The following is an 18302-nucleotide window of genomic DNA, read 5'->3' as shown; positions in this document are numbered from 1 at the left end:
GATAATTTAGTTTTTTCTATATTATCATTGATTGCTTTTGCCATAGAGCCAAATTCGTCTTTAGAATGTAAGATGATTTCGTGAGCGTCTTCTTTTTCGTGGTTTAGGAAAGAGAAGAATTCGTTAAGTCCTTGTGTGATTTTTGATAAAGGTTTTAAATAAAAATTAATAATTAAACTTAAAAATCCTATTACTATTATTAAAAATATTAAAAAGCTTATTAAAGTAGCATTTCTAGCATCATTTACACTATTATTTATTACATCTTCTAAAATAATGGTGCAAATACTAAATCCACTTATATCATTAATAATACAATAAGCTAAGTAATTTTTATTATCCTTTGTAAAAACAATATGATTTAAATTCTTATTAGTTTTTAGCGTAGATAATTTTTGATTTAGACTATCAAGCCATTCAGGTTTGCCTAATTCGTTTGCGTTTTCACTAGCTATTATCTCATTATTTTTATCAAGAATTAAAGTGCTAATATCATTATGAGATTTAATTTTTGTAATGGTATCGCTAAAATCATTTATTAGTATATTTCCACCAATTACAGCTACGATTTTATCATTTTTAAACACAGGTGCAAAAATAGTTGTGGCTGATTTTTTGCTTGAGACATCTTGATAAATTGATGAATTACTAGCCTTTTTTAAAGCTACTGCTTCTTTATACCAAGCTCTAGTTCTACCATCAAAATTAGGGATTAATCTAAAAGTTAAATCAGGTTCAGCCTTATAAACATTTCCATTTGCTAAGCCTATAAATAATCCTTGAAAATCTAAAACCCTATTATCACTACTAATGATTTGTTTGATAAATTCTGGGCTTAAATCATCAGCATCTTCAAAAGTTTTTGCAATTTTTTCAATTTGCTCAATACGGGTTTTGATATATTCATCAACATAAGCATTTCTTAATTGCAATTCTCCTGCTATTGAAGAATCGTAATTATTTATGATTATATCTTCTGTCTTATTGCTTTGCATATAAGATAAAGCTAAAAGTAAAACTACAAATAAACTTGCAGTTGTTAATGAAATTTTGAAAGAAAGTTTCATTTGGTAATCCTTTTTTTAATTGAAATCGAATACCAATTTTACCCCCCCCAACCTTAAATAAAAATAAAATTACAAAATATATTATTAGGTAATAAAAATTCTTTATATAAATTTAAATTCCAATTATTAAGTATCTTAAAAAATACAAAAAAGTTTTTAAGCTTAAAAATTAATAAATTTAATAAATCATTAAGCTAAAAAAGAGATAATCAAACTTATTTTTTTTAAAGGACGAAAAGATGAAAATTATAGATTTAATCAAGCACAACAAATATCTTACTATCCGTCATCATCTTCGTCATCTACATAATACTCATTAATTTATAATCGTTTTTTAGTTGTGTTTTTACACTTTTTATTATTTTGTTTAAAGGAAAAAAATTGAAGAATTTAGAAAATATTTTTAAAGTAATTTTTCCACTTGCAATAGTGATTATTACTACTTATTATTGTTATCCATTTAAAGAACTTAGCGAAGCAGAGCATTTAGCTTATCTTAAAAGTTATGGCACTACTTTAGGACTTACTTCACTTGGTTTGATTATTGGTCTTACTGGTGGATTTTTATTAGCGTTTTTATTGGTGCTTAGGAATAGATTTTTAACAATGTTAATCAATGAATATTTAGATTTAATTAGGGGTATGCCATTAATGCTACTTTTAATGATATTTGCATTTGTGGTTTTTGCTCAAGTTGAAAATGTATTTTTTGTAGCCGTTATTGCTTTAGGACTTAATTCTAGTGCTTATGTTGCAGAGATTATTAGAAGTGGGATTGAAAGCGTTGATAAAGGTCAAATGGAAGCAGCAAGGTCTATGGGTTTATCGCATTTTCAAGCTATGAAAATGATAGTTTTTCCACAAGCTGTTAAAAATATCATTCCTGCTTTAGCAAATGAGTTTATATCGTTGTTTAAAGAAACTTCAGTAGTTGCGTTTATAAGCGTTGTTGATTTGACTTTTCAAAGCAAGATTTTTCAATCACTTTTATACGACCCTAAGCCTTATATTTTCGCAGGTGTTGTGTATTATGCTAGTGTTAAAGTATTTACTTGTTTTGTAAGATTATTAGAAATGAGGCTAAAAAGAAATGATTAAGATATCTAATTTATGCAAAAATTACGGGAATTTAGAAGTATTAAAAGATATTAGTGTAGAGATTAATAAAGGCGATATTATTGCTATTATTGGACCTAGTGGCGGTGGAAAAAGCACATTTTTAAGATGTTTAAATAAACTTGAAGTTGCAAGTAGTGGAGAGATTTTAATCAATAATGAAAATATCTTAGATGAAAAAATTGATATTAATAAGCACAGACAAAAAGTATCAATGGTATTTCAACATTTTAATCTATTTGCAAATAAAAATGTATTGGATAATTTGATTTTAGCCCCTGTTAGTTTAAATATTTTAAGCAAAGATGAAGCTATTAAAAAAGCTAGAAATCTTTTAGCTAAAGTTGGTTTAGCTGATAAAGAAGAGTTCTTTCCACACAAATTAAGCGGCGGTCAAAAACAAAGAATAGCAATAGCAAGAAGCCTTATGATGGAGCCTGAAGTTATATTATTTGATGAGCCAACTAGTGCGCTTGACCCTGAAATGGTAGGAGAAGTTTTAGGACTTATTAAAGAAATAGCAAGTGGAGATAATGCTCCTATTATGATATTAGTAACTCACGAAATGGGTTTTGCAAAAAATGTAGCTAATAGAGTATTTTTTATGGAAAGTGGCAAAATAGCAGTAGATGATACACCACAAGTTGTATTTAACTCTAGCACAAATGCTAGATTAAATGAGTTTTTAAACAAAGTTTTAAATCATTAGGATTAGATATGAGAAAGATTTTTTTAGCTTTATTTATAACTTTATTTGCTTATGCAAATGAAGTTGTTAAGGTTGGTATTTCGGCAAATTACGCTCCATTTGATATGATGGTTGATGGTAAATTGAGTGGTTTTGATGTTGATTTAGTAAATGAGATTTCAAAGGTTGCTAATCTTAAGATTGAATTTGTTAATATGAGTTTTGATGGGCTTATTCCATCTTTAGTAGCTGGTAAAATCAATATGATAGCTTCAGGAATGAGTATTAGCGAAAGAAGAATGAAGAATTGTGATTTTTCTAATCCTTATTTTTTTGGAAAAACTATGTATCTTAAAAGAAAGGGAGATACTTTCACTACAAAAGAAGATTTAAAAGGTGTTAAAACAGGAGTTAAACTTGGCACAATTCAAGAAAATACTGCAAGAAAGCTAGGTGCTAATGTGATTTTACACGAAGATTCAGCAGTGGTTGTTATGAGCCTTGTGAATAAGCAAATAGATGCGGTTGTTTTTGATTCTTTTGTGGCTAAGAAATTTATGGCAAAAAATCCTGAAATTGAGAGTTTTTATGAAGAAAATGACGGGGCTTTAGGTTTTGCATTTGCATTTGCAAAGGATAAAAATAAAGACTTAATTGATATAATTAATAAAGCCCTTGAAGAAGTAAAAGCAAGTGGTAAGTATGATGAGCTTATCAAAAAATACGGGCTATAAGGAGTAGTTATGAAAAAGTTTTTATTAGTAGTGTTTGCACTGATTTTTAGTGCTTGTTTATATGCAAATGACAAGGTTTATAAAGTTGGGATTTCTCCTGATTATCCTCCATTTGATATGTTAGTTGATGATAAGATTAGTGGTTTTGATGCTGAATTATTTGATAATTTAGCAAAAATTGCTGGTATAAAATATGAGTTTAAAGCTATGAGTTTTGATGGACTTATTGCAGCACTTAAAGCAGGTAAGATTGATGCTATTATGAGTGCTATGAGTTCAAGCGAACAAAGAAAAAAAGCTTGTGATTTTAGCAATGTTTATTATAAAGCTAAGACAATTTATCTAAAGCATAAAGATAGTAGTATCGCAACTAAAGATGATATAAAAGGTAAAAAAGTAGGAGTGCAATTAGGCACGGTTCAAGAAGCAGCAGTAAAACAAGTAGGTGCATTAGTGCAACCTAATGAAAATCCTGTTGTTTTAGTAATGGCTTTAAATGATAAAAAATTAGACGCTTTAGCATTTGATGCACTTGTAGCAAGAGAATATTTAGCAAAATATCCTAATTTAGCTGAATTTTATAATGAAGATGATGGCACAGAAGGATTTTCTATAGCGTTTAGTAAAAATGAAAATGTAGAGCTAAGAGAAAAATTAAATAAAGCTTTAGAAGAATTTATAAAAACTAGCGAATATGAAGCTTTACTTAAAAAATACAATATAAATTAATATGAGAAGTGATTTTTTTAAGCCTAGATTTAAAACTAGGCAAATTAGTGTAGGCGGGGTTAAAATCGGTGGTGATGCTCCAATTAGCGTTCAATCAATGCTATTTACAAAAACTCAAGATATTAATGGATGTTTAGAGCAATTAATTGAGTTAAAATTAGCAGGTGCTGATATAGTAAGAGTTGCATGTTTGGATATAAAAGATGCAAGGGCTTTAGCAGAACTTAAAAAGCAAAGTCCACTGCCGCTAATTGTAGATATTCATTTTAATCACAAATTAGCTTTATATTGTGCTGAATTTATAGATGGGATTAGAATAAATCCAGGAAATATCGGTGGCAAAGAAAATATAAAAGAAGTAGTAAATGCTTGTAAGCAAAGAAATATTCCTATAAGAATTGGTGTAAATCACGGAAGTATTGAAAAACAATTTGAAAACAAATACGGCAGAAGTGTAAAAGCCTTGCTTGAGAGTGCTGTTTATAATATTAAATTACTTGAAGATTTTGATTTTAGGGATATTAAAATAAGCATTAAAACTTCAGACGCACAAAGCACAATAGAAAGTTATACGAGATTAAGAGAATTGTGTGATTATCCGTTTCATTTAGGAGTAACTGAAGCAGGAACTAAGTTTCATAGCACGATAAAAAGCTCAATTGCTATAGGTCAGTTATTATTAAATGGCATAGGCGATACTATTCGTGTTTCTATGACAGGAGAGCTTAGCGAAGAAATAAGGGTCGCTAAAGCGATTTTGCAAGATAGCGGAGTGCAAAAAAGCGGTATAAATATAATCTCTTGTCCAACCTGTGGAAGAATTCAAAGCGATTTGTTAAGTGCTATTAAAGTGGTTGAAGAAAAGACAAAACACATTAAAGCACCATTAAATATAAGCGTAATGGGTTGTGTTGTAAATGCTTTAGGAGAAGCTAAAGGAGCTGATGTAGCAATTGCATTTGGCAAAAATGAAGGCTTAGTAATAAGACACGGCGAAGTGGTTGCAAAATGCAAATATGATACTTTAGTAGATAGATTTTTAGATGAAGTATTAGACGAAGCAAAACTTCACGAAGAATAGAATTTGAAATTCCTATTTCAAATTCTTATTTTAATTTCTTTAATTTTTACGAGAGATTAAAATAAGAATTAAGGAAGAATTATGAGTAAGTATTTTGATATTGAATTAGAGCAAAGTATTTTATTAGCTTGTATAGAAAATAATGAAAATATAGATATAGCCGCAAGTATTATTAAGCCAAGTGATTTTTCATATAGATTACACGCTGATATATTTGAGTTTATATTAAATAAAAGAAGACTTAGAGAGAGTGTGGATTTAAAATTAGTTAAAATTTCTTTTGCAAGTGCAAAGGATAGTTTTTGGACTGCACTTGAGCAGCAAAATTCTTTCATAGAAGTTGATGAATATTCAAAAATGTTAAGGAATTTAAGTGTAAAAGACCAGCTTAATTCTTTAATGAATACAAGCACACAAGAGCTAAGCAGTGTGCAAGATAGTATTGATTATACGCATAATTTAAATGCTAAGATTTATTCTTTAGTATCAGGCGTTAGTGATAATACTTTAAAGAGTTCAAGAACTGCTGTTAATGAGTTTTATGAAGAATTAAATAGAGTTAGCAAGATAATTGATAAAGATGTAATCGGAGTTGATACAGGTTTTTCTTTATTAAATCATTATACAAAGGGCTTTAAAGCAGGGGAATTAATAATTCTTGCAGCTCGTCCTGGTATGGGTAAGACTACATTTGCTTTAAATATTTTGCTAAACGCACTTAAAAAAGATGTTGGAGTAGTGTTTTATAGTCTTGAAACAGAAGCTTATAAGATAATGGCTAAATTAATAGCACAAGATACAGGAATAGGTTTGCAAAATATCTTAACAGGAGATAGATTAACAGAAGATGAGATAAATAATATGCAAATGAGTGCGAATATGCTTAGTGAAAAGACTTTATATATTTATGATAAGGGTAATTTAAATATAGAATTTCTTCGCTCATCTTTAAGAAGATTAAAAGAAGAGCATAACAATATAGGTTTATGTGTATTAGACTATATTCAGCTTATGAACTCACTAAATACAAGGGCTGATAGACATATTCAAGTAAGCGAGATTAGTAGGGGGTTAAAATTACTTGCATTAGAATTAAAAATCCCTATTTTAGCTCTTTCTCAAGTTAATCGTTCGGTGGATTCTAGGATGAATAAAAAACTTATGCTCTCAGACATTCGTGAGAGTGGTAGTATAGAACAAGATGCTGATTTGATATTATTTATTAATAAAGCTGATGATGATCCGACTATTTTAGCAGAACGCCACGCTATACTTGATATTGCTAAGAATAGAAGTGGGGAATTAAAAGAAATTCATTTTGATTTTAAAGCTTCTAAAGCGAAATTTTTACAACTTGAGTTTAGAAAAGACAACGAACCAAGCGAGACTGAAGAATTTTAATTTAGGAAATAAATTCCTAAATTATTCAAGTATTTTTAGATTTTCACAAGCTATATTGTTTCCTAAATCACAAGATTTTTTATAATACAATTTAGCCATATTTTTATCTTTTTTATGATACATAACGCCTAAATTATTACATGCGTATGCGTCTTTATTATCGCAAGATTGATTCCACAAACTAGCTACTTTATCATAATCTTTTAATTCATAATATACATTACCTAAATTATAACAAGCATTATAATCTTTAGCAGAACAAGCAATTGATAGATATTTAATAGCTAAGTTATTATTTTTTTCATTAGCATATAAATTGCCTAAGCCATAACAAGCTGGGATTAAATTATCATCACAAGCTTTTTTTAGATATATTTTTGCATTATCAAATTCTTGATTTTTCTTAAATAGTATTCCTAAATTATAGCAAGCGTCTTTATAGCTATTTTCACAAGCTCTTGCTAAATATTCTTTTGATTTATTAAAATCTTGAGTATTAATTCCTGCATAAAAGCAAGCTTCATAATTTCCATTATCGCAAGATTTTTCATAATATTTACTTGCTTTATCTTTTTCGTTATTTTTACTATAAATTACCCCTAAATTGTAGCAAGCATTATAAATATCGCCATCACAAGCTAGGGTAAAATGTCTTATTGCAAGACCTAAATTATCTTGATTATATTCAACTACACCTTGATTATAACAAGCAGCAGGGATTTTGCTATTTTCACAATCACTTAAATAATCAGCCATTGATACTAAACTCATACTAATTAAAAATAATATCTTTTTCATGTTCTAAACTCTTGTAATTTTTTATTTAGCTCTTCAGTCATTTCACTAAGGTGATTTGCTGCACCAGCTATTTCTTCAACGCTTCTTGCGTTTTCGTTCGTTATTGTATTCATATTGTTTAAATTATTTAGAATTTCTTCCATATCTTTACTTGTATTTATATAATCATTCACGGTTTTTTCACTTGAGCTAATAGCTTCTGCTACGCTATTTTTCATAATACTCATATTATCTTTAGTAGAATTTGCAATATTACTTAAATCTTGCATTTGGTTTGAGTTAATACTCATTTGCTCACTTGCGTCTTTTATACCTTGAACTATAATGCTTATAGTAGCATTTACCTCGCTAAGACTTCTTTGTGTTCTTTCAGCTAGGCTTCTTACTTCATCAGCTACTACGGCAAATCCACGACCTTGCTCTCCTGCACGTGCAGCTTCAATAGCAGCATTTAATGCAAGAAGATTTGTTTGGTCTGCAATTTCGTTAATGATTTCTAATACTGATTTTACATTATCAGCATCTGTGCTAAGCTTTTCTATTTTCATAGCAAGTTCGCTTTCAATACTTGCACTATTTATAATTTTATTACTTAATATATTAATTTCTTTATTTGAAGTTTCCATCATATTTAAAGCTTCATCTAATTTTATAGTAGCTTCTTTAGCCTTTTGAACTCCTATTTCTAAGCTTTCTTTGGTATTTTGTCCTTTTTTAGCTATTTGATTTACTATTTCACTGCCTTCTTCAGCGCGTTTTCCTGTTTGAAGACTAGTATTGCCTAATTCACTTGCTATTGAAGCATTTTCGTTAGAAATATTTTTAGCTTGTTTGATTAAAATTCTTATTTTTTCTAAAAATTCATTAATAGCACTTGAAGCGTGAGCTATTTCATCATTTCCTTTTACTTCTAATTTATTAGTTAAATCCCCATCTCCACTGCTTAAATCTCTTGCTTTAATCTCTAATATTTTTAAAGGTTTTGATATAAATAAAGTTGCGAAAATATATGCAATAAGCATTAAAACTATGAAAATAATTGCACTAATAATTATAAATTTTATTAATTCTTTAAATTGTTCTTCGCCTAATTCTTTTGCGTTTTTATCTAAAAATGTATAAACACTATCTAAATCAACTGCAGTGCTAAATATCAAGCCACTAGCTTTATCTTGTAATGAATATGCTAAGAATTTCTTAGTAGTTTTATCTTTATATTTAAACTCATATTCGCTAAAGCCACCACCATTTTTTCCAGCATTGATTATATCTTGTATGAAAGCTTTATTATTGGTATCAACTGAATTAATTTTATTAGTTCCAATCCAATCTTTTAGTGTGTGATACACAACTAAACCATCTTCTTGAAATACTAAAAATCCTTTAGTATTGTTATCGTATCTTACTTCATCTAATTTGTTTTTTAATATGTCATTAAATTCTTTTAATTTGTTTTGATTTTCTAAATCTTTATATGTTGTTTTTGTATATTGAACCATACTTTCTACTAAAGTTTTTACTTGTTCTTTTCTAAGATATATGCTTTCGTTTTCAATTTCAGTTAGCATTTTGTTTTCTAACTTATCAAACATTAAACTAGAATTAAAGCTAAGTGATACTACTAATAGCAATAATGAACAAAATACCAATATACTAATCTTAAGTGAAATTTTCATTCTAAATCCTTTTAATTTTTTGTAAATAATAAATATATTAGATAAATTTTTATTAATTAAATTTTATTTTTTTTACATTTTTCATTCTTTTTAATTTGTATTAATTATTAAATAAGCAAAATTTGATTAAATCCTAAGAAAAAACCTAATGGAGGCAGTATGATTACAGGTGCAAAGATGATTTGTGAAGCTTTAAAGCTAGAAGGTGTTGAAGTAGTTTTTGGTTATCCTGGTGGAGCGGCTTTAAATATCTATGATGAATTGTATAAACAAAATGATTTTAAACATGTTTTAGTTCGTCACGAACAAGGTGCAGCTCACGCAGCAGATGGTTATGCAAGGGCTAGTGGTAAAGTTGGAGTTGCTATTGTTACAAGTGGTCCAGGATTTACAAATACTTTAACAGGGATTGCTACAGCTTATGCTGATAGTATTCCTATGGTTTTAATTTCAGCTCAAGTTGCAAATTCACTAATAGGAACTGATGCGTTCCAAGAAATTGATGCAGTTGGAATGAGTAGGCCTTGTGTAAAGCATTCTTATTTAGTAAAAACTATTGAAGAATTACCAAGAGTTTTAAAAGAAGCTTTTTTTATAGCAAGAAGTGGTCGTCCAGGGCCTGTTCATATTGATATTCCAAAGGATATTACAGCTATTAAAGGCGAATTTAAATATCCTAGTGAAGTAAATATGAAAACATATAAGCCAACTTATAAAGGCAATCCAAGACAAATTAAACGCCTAGCAAGTGCTTTAATGGAAGCTAAAAAACCACTTTTATATATAGGTGGTGGTTGTATTAGCTCAAATTCTAGCGAGGCTATCCGTAAATTTGTGGAAAAAACTAAAGTTCCTGCGGTTTGCACTTTAATGGGTTTAGGAGTATTAGAACACGATAATCCGTATAATCTAAGAATGGCAGGAATGCACGGAAGCTATAGAGCTAATATGGCTATGAGCGAATGTGATTTATTAATTTCATTAGGTGCTAGATTTGATGATAGAATTACAGGTAAAACTAGCGAGTTTGCAAAATTAGCAAAAATTGCTCATATTGATATTGACCCAACTTCAATTTCTAAAATCATTAAAGCTGATTTTCCTATAGTCGGAGATGTTGGTAGTGTTATTAGCGATCTTTTAGATGAGGTAAAAGAATTTGAATTTGATTTATCAACTTGGCATAGTGTTTTAGATAGACACGAGAGTTTATACCCATCATTTAGTTATGAAGATAGCGATGAAATCTTAAAACCACAATGGGTAATTAATGAATGTGCGAAAATTACTCCTAATGCAAATATTATTACCGATGTAGGGCAACACCAAATGTGGGTAGCACAATTTTTTAAATTTAGTGAGCCAAGAAGACTTAGTACAAGTTGTGGTTTAGGAACTATGGGATATTCAATTCCTGCTGCTTTAGGAGTTGCATTTGCAAAAAATAATGAAGTAGTTCTTAATTTTGCTGGTGATGGTTCGTTTTTGATGAATATTCAAGAATTAATGACGCTAACTGCAGAGCGTAAAAAAGTAATTAATATTATTTTAAATAATGCTTATTTAGGAATGGTTCGCCAATGGCAAACTAGATTTTATAATGAAAGATATTCAGAAACTAATCTTGAAGATGTGCAACCTGATTATGAAATGTTAGCAAGAAGTTTTGGCTGTGATAGCTTTAGAGTAAAGAGCAAAGATGAATTTATTAAAGCATATCATGAATGTTTAAAAAGCCCTAGAACTTGCGTGATTGATGTTGTTATTTCAAGATTTGAAGATGTTTTACCAATGGTTCCAGCAGGTGCTGCAATTTATAATATGATATTACCACAAAAATTAATCACAAAGGATAGCAAATGAGAAGGGCGTTAAGCGTTATTGTAGAAAACCAACACGGGGTTTTAAGTAGAGTAGTAGGGTTATTTTCTGGTCGTGGTTATAATATAGATAGCTTAACTGTTGCTCCTATTGCAGGGACAGAGTTTTCAAGAATTAATATAATTACAAGTGGAGATGAAGCTGTTTTTGAGCAAATTACTAAACAACTTCATAAATTAATTTCTACTTATAAAGTTTTTGAAGATTGCGAATTTGTTGAGCGTGAATGTGTTTTGGTAAAAATCAATATAGACCAAAATCTAGCTGGTCTTGATAGTTTATTAAAAGGCTATAATGGAACAATAGCTCACTCAAATGATGAATATATGACAATTTGCGTAAATGATACTAGCGATAGAGTGGATAATTTTTTAAAGACGATTAAAAAATACAATCCTAAAGATTGTGCTAGAAGCGGCGTTGTTTTGATGGAAAATTAATATGAAAAGTTTAAAAGAATTATGTGAAAATGTAGGAATTAAAATAGAATTTGAAATGCAAATTTCAAATCTAAATTCCTTAGAAGATGCAAATGAAAATGAGCTTAGTTTTTGTATAAAAGAATGTGATGCTTTAAAAACTACTAAAGCAGGTGCAGTATTAATTAGTGAAAAATTAGCAAATCTTTTACCAACAAATGTAAAAGCAGTTATTTGCGAAGACCCAAAATATATTTTTGCATTGTTTAGTAAGGTATTTTCTAAGGATTTAATTAGAGTTGGTAAAGACGCAATCATAGGCGAAAATACAACAATAATGCCAAATGTTTATATAGGTAAAGATGTTAGCATAGGAAGTAATTGCACTATTTTAGCAGGTGCTTATATTGGCGATGGAGTTTGTATTAAAGATAATGTAATAATATACCCAAATGTTACAATTTACAATGATAGTGTAATAGGAAATCATTGTATAATTCACGCTGGAAGTGTTATTGGAAGCGATGGTTTTGGCTATGCAAGTAATAGCAAAGGACATTTTAAAATCTATCATAATGGTTATGTAGAATTACAAGATTTTGTTGAGATTGGTTCGTGCGTTTGTATTGATAGAGCAGTGTTTTCAAAAACACTTATAAAAACAGGCACTAAAATTGATAATTTAGTTCAAATAGGACATAATTGTGTTTTAGGTCAAGGTTGCTTAGTAGTATCTCAAACAGGACTTGCGGGTTCAAGTGAGCTTGGAAATGCTGTCGTAATGGGCGGTCAGAGTGCAACGAGTGGGCATTTAAAAATTGGCGATGGTGCTATTATTGCTGCTAGAGGCGGAGTTAGTAAAGATTTAGCTGGTGGTAAGGTTTATGGTGGATTTCCTATAATGGAGCAAAGTGAGTGGCTAAAAATGCAAGCAAAATTAAAAAGGATTAATAAATGAAAGCTGAACTAATTAGTTCAATTTTACTCAAAGGCACTCAAAGTGGCAAAATATCATTAGCTAATATTAAAAACCCTTATGGAGATGGTAGCAATGATGTTTTAAGCATAGCTGTGTGTTTAAAAGAAAATATTCCAGAATGGAAAGTTCATATTCCTTATGAAAATTTAGATGAATTAATAATAGCTTTACAATCAATTAGTGGCAAAAGGCAATAAAATTGATTAAAACCCATTTAAGAATTTTTGAAATAGTGCTAATACTTATGATGTTTAGCATAGTTTTTGTTTTTTCTATGGGTTTTTTTAACTATGGGGGACAAAAATCTCCTTATGGTTTTTTATTTTCTCAAACCCTTTTTGCAATTGTTGGAGTGCTTATTATTTTTACCTTTCAATTAATTAGCGAAAAGGCTTGTTATAGAATTTTATATGTTATTTTAGGTTGCAGTGTTTTAGCTTGTTTTGTCTTACCATTTTTACCTGCTTCGTTAGTTGTTGAAACTAAAGGAGCTAGAAGATGGATTAGGCTTTTTGGTTTTTCCATTGCACCATTAGAATTTGTAAAAATTTCTTTTATAGCTTTTTTGGCTTTTACATATTCAAGAAAGATTGATGAAAATAAAAGAAAATTTTTACAAGATTTGCGATTATTAGCTCCAACTATAGCTATATATTGTTTTATTTTTGGCTATGCTTATATTACTCAAAATGACTTAGGACAATGTGTTGTAACTGCTGTTACATTGTTTATTATGGCATTAGCTGCTGGGGTTAGATTTAGAAATATTTTATATTTATTTTTAGCTGCAATTGCTGCTGGAATTTCATTAATAGCTTATAATCCTAGAAGACTTGAAAGAGGGCTTGAGTGGTGGGGTAGTATTCAAGATTTTGTTTTACCAATTTTCCCTGAAAGCATTCAAGAAAGTCTTAAAATAGCCCATTCAAGTGAGCCTTATCAAATATCACATAGTTTAAATGCTATTACAAATGGAGATTTATTAGGGCAAGGATTTGGATTAGGGGTTTTTAAATTAGGATTTTTAAGTGAGGTTCATACTGACTTTATCCTATCAGGCATTGCCGAAGAAATAGGATTTTTAGGATTTTTGTTTGTTTCTTTATTATTTGGTTTTTTAATAGCTTCGGTATTAAAATTATCAACTTATATGAAAAATAAGCAAAATTATTTGTTTTGTATAGGCTATGGTGTTTGTATTATGGCTACTTTTTTAATGAATATTGGTGGAATTATTTCTTTAATTCCTTTAAAAGGAATTGCAGTGCCATTTTTAAGCTATGGGGGTAGCTCTATGTTGGCTAATTCTATAGCTATTGGAATATTATTAAGTATTTTTAAAAATACAGGAGAAAATATTAATTTGGAAAATAAAGAATGATAGCAATTACTGGTGGTGGAACAGGCGGGCATTTAGCAGTAGCTAAAGCTGTGTCAAAAGAATTAGATGAGTTTGTTTATATAGGTAGCACTAAAGGACAAGATAGTTTATGGTTTGAAGGTAGCAATTGCTATTTTTTAAAAAGTAGTGGTTTTGTAAATCAAGGAATTTTAGGCAAGATTAAAGTTTTATTTTCTTTAATAGCTTTAGTATTTGAATGCCTTAAAATATTTAAAAAGCATAAAATTACTTGTGTTTTAAGCGTTGGTGGATATTCAAGTGTGCCTGCTAGTATAGCTGCAATTATTAGTTTTAAAGCACTAATAATTCACGAACAAAACTCAAAAATTGGTCTTGCAAATCGCCTTACAAAACCATTTGCTAAAAGGTTTTTTTCAGCTTATGAAAAAGAGTTTTGCCCTTACCCTGTGCAAGAAAAATTTGCACTCAATAAAAGAAAAAGAACCGAAATTAAAACGATTTTAATAATAGGTGGCTCTCAAGGAGCTAGATTTTTGAATGATTTTGCATTAGAGCTTTATCCTGAATTATTAAAATTAAATATTAAATTAATTCATCAATGTGGTGCTAAAGAGTATGATAAATACGAAAAAGCGTATGAGAAATACGAAATTAAACCAACACTAATAGGTTTTTCAAAAGAGATTGATAAATATATGCAAGAAGCTGATTTTGCTATTAGTAGAGCAGGTGCTAGTGCTAGTTTTGAGCTAATAAATATAGCTTTGCCAACACTTTTTGTGCCGTATAAATATGCTTATAAAAATCATCAATATTTTAATGCCTTGCATTTAGTAGAAAACAAACTAGCATTTATTTGTGAAGAAAAGAATTTAAATAAAGAATTTGTATTGAATTTGCTTAAAACAAATGCCTTAGAATACGCTAATAATTTATATGAATATGAAAATGTAAATGGTGCTAAATTCTTAGCAAATGTTTTAAAGGAATATTGATTTGAGCTTTTTTTCTGTTGAGTTTTTAATATTAATATTTATATTTTTCATTGTATTTAATTTACTAGGCAAAAATAAGCAAAATGCTTTATTGTTAGGGTTTAATATACTAATACTATATTTATTTAATCCTTATTGCTTATTAGTAGTGTTTGTTTTTAGCTTTTTTATTCATTTTTTTGCTTTGAGCGTTTATGTTAGAAATTCTAAAAATATCTTTTATACTGCTATATTTTTTATAGTGTTAAATCTATGTATATTCAAATATTATTCAAGTATTAAAGATAGTGTTGATTATGTTCTAAGCTATTTTGATATTATGATTGCTGATATAATTTTTCCTTTAGGGCTTAGTTTTTATACTTTTAATGCAATTACTTATATTGTTTGGGTTTATAAAGAAAAACAAGAGCCAGTTGGTTATTTAACGCTTTTTACTTATCTTAGTTTTTTTGCTACTTTTGTTAGTGGTCCTATATTTAGATATGTTGATTTTATTAAGCAATTTAATACTTTAAAACGCTTTAAACACAAGGATTTAATACTAGCTAATTTATTGTTTGCTTTAGTAAAAGTATTTTTGATTTTACCTATTGTGGATAAGTATTTTTACGCATTTTTAAATGATTTAAATAATTTAAGTTTTTTAGGTTTATTAAATTGTTTTTACTTGTATTCAATCAAATTATATTTAGATTTTAGTGCTTATATTAATTTAGTTTCTGCATTTGCTTTAATGATTGGCTTTAAATTGCCTAAGAATTTTAATAATCCATTTAAAGCTAGAAACATTCAAGATTTTTGGAAAAGATGGCATATTAGTTTATCAAGTTTTATTCGTGATTATATTTATATTCCACTTGGTGGAAATAGGGTAAATAGAACAAGTTTAAATATTATTATTGCCTTTGTTATTTCGGGTATTTGGCACGGAAATTCGTATAATTTTGCTTTATGGGGTTTAGCTCACGCTTTAGGGCTGATTTTTATTTCTTTATTTTCTTATAGGTTTAATAAATTTGTAGCTTCATTTATAACTTTTACTTATGTTAGTATTGTTTGGAGCTTTTTTTATTTTGTGAGTTTTGATGAGGTTAGAGAATATTTTTCATTTTTCTTGAAATTTAATTTCATTGATAAAAGAGAAATTTATATATTTTTAGTAGTATTTGTTTTATTTATAATTAATTTTTATTCTAAAAACCACTTAGCATTGGTTGTAAATATTTTAAGACATTTAAATATTTTTATAAAAATTATTGTAATTAATCTAGTTTTATTAATTGTGTTTATTTATATGCCAAGTGGAATTCCTAACTTTATATATGCAGGGTTTTAATGAGAGAATTTATTTTAATAATTATTAGTTCAAGCATTATTTTTATTAGCTTATTTAACGACTCTTTAAAAGAATATTATGAAGTAAATTATCATAAAAATATAGATTTAGATTTTGTATTTTTTAAAAAAAGCAATGAATTTAAAGAATATCTAGAATACAATGTGTTTTTTACAAAGGTAAAAGAAATAAAACCACAAATAAGCAATGAAAATAATAATAAAATAAAGGTATTTCATAAATGCTATCTTGATACTTTATATATGATTAAGCTAATTGCTAAGCAAGAAATTCACAATAATCAAAAATTAGTTTTAAGTAAAGATAATGGAGTAATTTTATTAGGCGATAGTTTAATGCAAGGTGTTGGGCTAAGTATATGCAATTCTTTAAAAAAACAAAATATTAAATGTGAGAATTTAGCAAAGCAAAGCACAGGATTACTTAGAAAAAAATACTATGATTATGCAAAGGTTTTAAAATCTTCTTTACAAGAAAGTGCAATTAAAAATGTAGTAATTTTAGTAGGTGTAAATGATTTATGGAATGCTAATGAAAACAACAAGGTATTAAAATTTGGCGATAGTGAATGGAAGAGTTTTTATACAAAAAGAATTGATGAACTTGTAAAAATTACAAGAGATTATAACGCTAATATTTTTTGGTATGAATTACCTGTAGTTAAAAACGATGAGCAAAATGAAAAAATAAAAATATTAAATGAAGTATTTTATGAATTGGCTAAAAAAAATAATTATCAATTCATAAAATTAGATTCTGTATTAACCGAGCATTTTGATTTTTATATCAAGATAGATGGCAAAAGCAAAAGGATTAGGTCAAATGATGGCATACACTTTACTCCACTTGGGTATGAGTTGATTTCACAAGATTTTTTTAAAACAGTTGAAATACAATGAGAATTATTATTTATCTTAGTATAGTTATATTTTTTTCATCTTGTAGTTATGTGGATAGTTTATTTATAAAAGAGATAAAAACAGATAAGATTTATAAATCCCCTAAAATATCTCAAAAAAGCCAAAATGAAATTCTTGTAAGCAAAGAAGCAAAAGTTAAAACAAATTTAGTTAATTTTCAGTCTGATAAACCAAAAGAAATCCAAGTAAAACCTAAAAGCAATCTTTTAATTCCTTATAAAAAAATAGCATTTATAGGAGATTCTCATTTAGCAAGTGATTATATTCCCGAATATTTTAGAAAGGCTTTAAATATTCACTCTTTAGGATTTGTTCCTGCGATTTTACCTAAATGGCACAATCAGTATTTAGCAGATTATAATAATTTAGGATTTAATGTAGAGTATTTGATAAATACAAAAACTAATTTAAGTTTTGGCGGAATTAATGCAAATTGCAATGCAAAATGTGAAATTAATATAAATCTTAAATTCAAGGCTAATAATGTTGAGTATTTAGAATTTAAATCAGGAATTTGGAATATAAAAAATTATCAAAAAAATACAAATCAGATTAATTTTTCTACAACGGCAAATAAAATCGGTGGTTTTATTACTAATAATTCTAGTTATATTGATAATTTAGGTATTAATGGAGCTAGTATTTTTAATTATTCAAGAATAGATTATAACTTAGCTAAAAGTGTTGCTAAGAAATTAGATTATGATTTAATAATTTTTTCTTTTGGCACAAATGAGAGTGTGTCAAATAAGATTAATCAAGAGAATTTCATTAATAACTATTTAAATATTATAGAACTTTTCAAAACAAAAAAATCAAAAATAATATTATTAATCCCGCCAGAACCAACATTATTTGTGAATAAAAACTATGTTAAAGGAGAGAATAATGCTTTAGTAAAAACTTTAATCAAACAAGTGGCAAAGACAAGTGGTGTTTATATTTTTGATATAGATAATTTAATGCAAAAAGAAGGGGGAAAAATTGCTTGGATAAATGATAAAAAATCATTAAAAAATACACATCTTACTAAGTCGGGCTATGAGTATGTAGCATTTAGGTTATTAGAGTTTTTAAAGATTACAAAGGAATAAA

The 18302-nt window shown here is 28.1% G+C and carries 18 protein-coding genes; 15 read left to right on the top strand and 3 right to left on the bottom strand.

Going from position 1 to position 18302, the window contains the following annotated elements; all coding sequences use genetic code 11:
- A partial coding sequence (locus KJR01_RS06715) for a cache domain-containing protein (RefSeq protein WP_214117901.1) occupies positions 1–1067 on the bottom strand: 1067 nt, incomplete at its 3' end.
- Positions 1068–1448: 381 nt separating this feature from the next.
- On the opposite strand from KJR01_RS06715, the gene KJR01_RS06710 reads away from it, so the two are divergent.
- The 6 genes from KJR01_RS06710 to KJR01_RS06685 all read left to right on the top strand — a co-directional run bounded on the left by KJR01_RS06710 (position 1449) and on the right by KJR01_RS06685 (position 6816).
- Positions 1449–2165, top strand: a complete 717-nt coding sequence (locus tag KJR01_RS06710; RefSeq protein ID WP_250325159.1) for an amino acid ABC transporter permease — start codon at positions 1449–1451, stop codon at positions 2163–2165.
- On the top strand, positions 2158–2892 hold the full coding sequence (locus tag KJR01_RS06705; RefSeq protein WP_214117900.1) for an amino acid ABC transporter ATP-binding protein: 735 nt from the start codon (positions 2158–2160) through the stop codon (positions 2890–2892). Before KJR01_RS06710 ends, KJR01_RS06705 begins: the two co-directional genes overlap by 8 nt.
- An 8-nt stretch (positions 2893–2900) precedes the next feature.
- Positions 2901–3605 (top strand): transporter substrate-binding domain-containing protein, encoded by a 705-nt coding sequence (locus tag KJR01_RS06700; RefSeq protein ID WP_214117899.1) that lies wholly within the window; start codon positions 2901–2903, stop codon positions 3603–3605.
- Between the two features lie 9 nt (positions 3606–3614).
- Entirely contained in the window at positions 3615–4334 is a 720-nt protein-coding gene (locus KJR01_RS06695; protein ID WP_214117898.1) for a transporter substrate-binding domain-containing protein, read from the top strand.
- Between the two features lies 1 nt (position 4335).
- Entirely contained in the window at positions 4336–5415 is a 1080-nt protein-coding gene (ispG, locus tag KJR01_RS06690; RefSeq protein ID WP_214117897.1) for a flavodoxin-dependent (E)-4-hydroxy-3-methylbut-2-enyl-diphosphate synthase, read from the top strand.
- A gap of 81 nt (positions 5416–5496) precedes the next feature.
- Positions 5497–6816, top strand: a complete 1320-nt coding sequence (locus tag KJR01_RS06685) for a DnaB-like helicase C-terminal domain-containing protein (RefSeq protein ID WP_214117896.1) — start codon at positions 5497–5499, stop codon at positions 6814–6816.
- Between the two features lie 21 nt (positions 6817–6837).
- On the opposite strand, the gene KJR01_RS06680 is transcribed toward KJR01_RS06685, so the two are convergent.
- The gene (locus KJR01_RS06680) at positions 6838–7614 is read right to left on the bottom strand and encodes a tetratricopeptide repeat protein (RefSeq protein WP_214117895.1); all 777 of its coding nucleotides are present in this window, start codon (positions 7612–7614) and stop codon (positions 6838–6840) included.
- Positions 7611–9182, bottom strand: coding sequence for a methyl-accepting chemotaxis protein (locus KJR01_RS06675; RefSeq protein ID WP_502756451.1), 1572 nt, complete (start codon positions 9180–9182; stop codon positions 7611–7613). Before KJR01_RS06675 ends, KJR01_RS06680 begins: the two co-directional genes overlap by 4 nt.
- A 267-nt stretch (positions 9183–9449) precedes the next feature.
- Between KJR01_RS06675 and KJR01_RS06670 the strand changes: the two genes are divergently transcribed.
- The 9 genes from KJR01_RS06670 to KJR01_RS06630 are packed head-to-tail and all read left to right on the top strand — an operon-like array spanning position 9450 to position 18301.
- Positions 9450–11153, top strand: a complete 1704-nt coding sequence (locus tag KJR01_RS06670) for an acetolactate synthase large subunit (protein WP_214117893.1) — start codon at positions 9450–9452, stop codon at positions 11151–11153.
- Positions 11150–11611 (top strand): acetolactate synthase small subunit, encoded by a 462-nt coding sequence (gene ilvN, locus KJR01_RS06665; RefSeq protein ID WP_214117892.1) that lies wholly within the window; start codon positions 11150–11152, stop codon positions 11609–11611. Before KJR01_RS06670 ends, ilvN begins: the two co-directional genes overlap by 4 nt.
- A 1-nt stretch (position 11612) precedes the next feature.
- Positions 11613–12548: a UDP-3-O-(3-hydroxymyristoyl)glucosamine N-acyltransferase gene (lpxD, locus tag KJR01_RS06660; protein ID WP_214117891.1), complete on the top strand. Its 936-nt coding sequence runs from the start codon at positions 11613–11615 to the stop codon at positions 12546–12548.
- The gene (locus KJR01_RS06655; RefSeq protein WP_214117890.1) at positions 12545–12766 is read left to right on the top strand and encodes a hypothetical protein; all 222 of its coding nucleotides are present in this window, start codon (positions 12545–12547) and stop codon (positions 12764–12766) included. The genes lpxD and KJR01_RS06655 overlap by 4 nt, the downstream gene beginning before the upstream one ends.
- Positions 12767–12768: 2 nt before the next feature.
- Positions 12769–13950: an FtsW/RodA/SpoVE family cell cycle protein gene (locus tag KJR01_RS06650; RefSeq protein WP_214117889.1), complete on the top strand. Its 1182-nt coding sequence runs from the start codon at positions 12769–12771 to the stop codon at positions 13948–13950.
- A complete protein-coding gene (locus KJR01_RS06645) occupies positions 13947–14927 on the top strand; it encodes a UDP-N-acetylglucosamine--N-acetylmuramyl-(pentapeptide) pyrophosphoryl-undecaprenol N-acetylglucosamine transferase (protein WP_214117888.1) in 981 nt (326 codons plus the stop codon). The genes KJR01_RS06650 and KJR01_RS06645 overlap by 4 nt, the downstream gene beginning before the upstream one ends.
- 1 nt (position 14928) lies before the next feature.
- On the top strand, positions 14929–16266 hold the full coding sequence (locus KJR01_RS06640; RefSeq protein WP_214117887.1) for an MBOAT family O-acyltransferase: 1338 nt from the start codon (positions 14929–14931) through the stop codon (positions 16264–16266).
- Positions 16266–17186, top strand: a complete 921-nt coding sequence (locus KJR01_RS06635) for a DUF459 domain-containing protein (protein ID WP_214117886.1) — start codon at positions 16266–16268, stop codon at positions 17184–17186. The genes KJR01_RS06640 and KJR01_RS06635 overlap by 1 nt, the downstream gene beginning before the upstream one ends.
- The gene (locus KJR01_RS06630; RefSeq protein ID WP_214117885.1) at positions 17183–18301 is read left to right on the top strand and encodes a GDSL-type esterase/lipase family protein; all 1119 of its coding nucleotides are present in this window, start codon (positions 17183–17185) and stop codon (positions 18299–18301) included. Before KJR01_RS06635 ends, KJR01_RS06630 begins: the two co-directional genes overlap by 4 nt.
- Position 18302 lies beyond the last annotated feature (1 nt).

The organism is Campylobacter sp. 2018MI10, assembly GCF_018501175.1.
GTDB lineage: Bacteria > Campylobacterota > Campylobacteria > Campylobacterales > Campylobacteraceae > Campylobacter_E.
Note: the sequence above shows the minus strand (reverse complement) of the source record. Positions and strands in the feature narration are given on the sequence as shown.

What these genes read in the sequence shown, in the direction of transcription:
- KJR01_RS06705 (WP_214117900.1), top strand. Translation starts at nt 2,158, where the DNA reads ATGATTAAGATATCTAATTTATGCAAAAATTACGGGAATTTAGAAGTA.
- KJR01_RS06700 (WP_214117899.1), top strand. Translation starts at nt 2,901, where the DNA reads ATGAGAAAGATTTTTTTAGCTTTATTTATAACTTTATTTGCTTATGCA.
- KJR01_RS06695 (WP_214117898.1), top strand. Translation starts at nt 3,615, where the DNA reads ATGAAAAAGTTTTTATTAGTAGTGTTTGCACTGATTTTTAGTGCTTGT.
- ispG (WP_214117897.1), top strand. Translation starts at nt 4,336, where the DNA reads ATGAGAAGTGATTTTTTTAAGCCTAGATTTAAAACTAGGCAAATTAGT.
- KJR01_RS06685 (WP_214117896.1), top strand. Translation starts at nt 5,497, where the DNA reads ATGAGTAAGTATTTTGATATTGAATTAGAGCAAAGTATTTTATTAGCT.
- KJR01_RS06680 (WP_214117895.1), bottom strand. Translation starts at nt 7,614, where the DNA reads ATGAAAAAGATATTATTTTTAATTAGTATGAGTTTAGTATCAATGGCT.
- KJR01_RS06675 (WP_502756451.1), bottom strand. Translation starts at nt 9,182, where the DNA reads ATGCTAACTGAAATTGAAAACGAAAGCATATATCTTAGAAAAGAACAA.
- KJR01_RS06670 (WP_214117893.1), top strand. Translation starts at nt 9,450, where the DNA reads ATGATTACAGGTGCAAAGATGATTTGTGAAGCTTTAAAGCTAGAAGGT.
- ilvN (WP_214117892.1), top strand. Translation starts at nt 11,150, where the DNA reads ATGAGAAGGGCGTTAAGCGTTATTGTAGAAAACCAACACGGGGTTTTA.
- lpxD (WP_214117891.1), top strand. Translation starts at nt 11,613, where the DNA reads ATGAAAAGTTTAAAAGAATTATGTGAAAATGTAGGAATTAAAATAGAA.
- KJR01_RS06655 (WP_214117890.1), top strand. Translation starts at nt 12,545, where the DNA reads ATGAAAGCTGAACTAATTAGTTCAATTTTACTCAAAGGCACTCAAAGT.
- KJR01_RS06645 (WP_214117888.1), top strand. Translation starts at nt 13,947, where the DNA reads ATGATAGCAATTACTGGTGGTGGAACAGGCGGGCATTTAGCAGTAGCT.
- KJR01_RS06635 (WP_214117886.1), top strand. Translation starts at nt 16,266, where the DNA reads ATGAGAGAATTTATTTTAATAATTATTAGTTCAAGCATTATTTTTATT.
- KJR01_RS06630 (WP_214117885.1), top strand. Translation starts at nt 17,183, where the DNA reads ATGAGAATTATTATTTATCTTAGTATAGTTATATTTTTTTCATCTTGT.